Genomic DNA, 2,062 nt, shown 5'->3' with positions numbered 1-2,062 from the left:
CACCTGCAGTTTTTTTATTTTATTCCCAAGTAAAATGCTGGTAATAACTGACCGCAATCCTCGTTTTGCACGTTAAATCCCATGGCAGTAAGTCTGAACAATCAACAGGTCTTTACTTTTTGATCTTATACACAAATGATATAATGTTGGATGGAATGATAGAATGGAGGCAGTATGTATGTATGATATTAACGAGTGGCGCCATGCCTTTAAACTCGATCCTAATAAATATATTTCTGATGAAGACTTAGAAAAAATCTGTGAATCTGGAACGGATGCCCTGATTATTGGAGGGACTGATGGGATTACCCTTGAAAATGTACTGGATCTAATGGCTCGTGTTCGAAGATATACGGTTCCGTGTATTTTAGAGATCTCAACGATTGAATCGGTCACACCAGGTTTTGATTTATATTTTATCCCCTCCGTTTTAAATAGTACGGAAGTAAAATGGATAACAGGACTTCATCATGAGGCTGTTAAAGAGTATGGAGACATCATGAATTGGGAAGAAATTCTCGTGCAGGGCTACTGCATATTAAATGACGAATGTAAGGCGGCAAGTGTCACAGCAGCAAATACGGATTTGACAGCTGATGATGTCAGAGCCTATGCGATGATGGCAGAAAAGATGCTTCATCTGCCTATTTTTTATCTTGAATATAGCGGCAAGTATGGTGATCCTGCAATCGTAAAAGAAGTAAAAGAAACACTTGAGACAACTGCACTTTTTTATGGAGGCGGAATCCAATCAGCACAGCAGGCAAAAGAGATGGCTGCCTATGCCGATGTAGTAGTTGTTGGCAATATCATTTATAGCGATTTAAAGGCTGCTTTACAAACAGTTGAAGCAGTGAGATAAAAGCTTGTTTATCTGAAGAAAAACAGGTACGATATAGAAAATAGAACATACGTTTGTGGTGGTGAATAGAAATGCAGTATTTAACTGATAAACTGTTAAACGGATTAAATACAGAACAGCAAAATGCTGTTAAGGCGACGGATGGACCTCTACTGATAATGGCAGGTGCAGGAAGCGGAAAAACTAGAGTATTAACACATCGAATTGCCTATCTAATGGTTGAAAAACGTGTTTCGCCTTATAACATTCTTGCGATTACATTTACAAATAAAGCGGCACGGGAGATGCGTGAGCGGATCCAGAAAATGATGGGCGGAGCAGCGGATGATATCTGGATTTCGACCTTCCACTCTATGTGTGTAAGAATATTGCGCAGAGATATTGACCGGATCGGATACAATCGCAATTTCACTATTCTAGACACAACAGATCAGCAATCGGTTATTAAATCGATTTTAAAAGAACGCAATATTGATCCAAAAAAATTCGATCCCAGAGCAATTCTAGGTTCAATCAGCTCAGCCAAAAATGAACTGATCACGCCAGAGGAATATGCCAAAACTGCAGGTGATTATATTCAGCAGGTAACGAGTGATGTATATGCAGATTATCAAAAACGCCTTCGCAGAAACCAGGCACTGGATTTTGATGATCTTATTATGATTACCATTCAGCTTTTTCAGCGTGTGCCTGAAGTGCTTGAATACTATCAGCGCAAATTCCAATATATCCATGTGGATGAATATCAGGATACGAACCGTGCGCAATATATGCTTGTAAAGTTTTTGGCTAATCGCTTTAAAAACCTGTGTGTTGTTGGGGATTCTGATCAATCTATTTATAGATGGAGAGGAGCAGATATCGCCAATATCCTCTCGTTTGAAAAAGACTATCCAAATGCCAGTGTCATCCTTCTTGAGCAAAACTATCGTTCGACAAAGCGCATTCTTGCTGCGGCAAACGAAGTAATTGCGAAAAATATGAATCGCAAACCGAAAAACTTATGGACAGAAAATGACGAAGGAAACAAGCTGTTTCATTACCGTGCTGACAGTGAACAAGGGGAAGCTCAATTTGTAGTTGGAAAAGTGAAGGAGTTAATGAACTCCAGCAATCGCAAGCTCACAGATTTTGCGATTCTCTATCGAACCAATGCCCAGTCTCGTGTAATGGAGGAAGTACTGCTTAAATCCAATATTG

2 protein-coding genes are annotated in these 2,062 nt (G+C 39.5%); both read left to right on the top strand.

Translation table 11 applies throughout. The annotated features are described in order from the left end of the window. Window positions 1-178: 178 nt before the first annotated feature. Entirely contained in the window at window positions 179-862 is a 684-nt protein-coding gene (gene pcrB, locus OQ279_RS18790) for a heptaprenylglyceryl phosphate synthase (protein ID WP_066450329.1), read from the top strand. Window positions 863-933: 71 nt separating this feature from the next. Further along, window positions 934-2,062: UvrD-helicase domain-containing protein (locus OQ279_RS18785; protein WP_266071405.1), on the top strand; the 1,129-nt coding region annotated here is incomplete at its 3' end.

The sequence above is a fragment of the Salinimicrobium profundisediminis genome (assembly GCF_026241755.1).
Taxonomy (GTDB): Bacteria; Bacteroidota; Bacteroidia; order Flavobacteriales; family Flavobacteriaceae; genus Salinimicrobium; species Salinimicrobium profundisediminis.
This window is presented reverse-complemented; position numbering and strand designations above follow the sequence as displayed.

Excerpts from the sequence above, each read along its gene's own strand:
- pcrB (WP_066450329.1), top strand. The coding sequence starts at position 179 with ATGTATGATATTAACGAGTGGCGCCATGCCTTTAAACTCGATCCTAAT.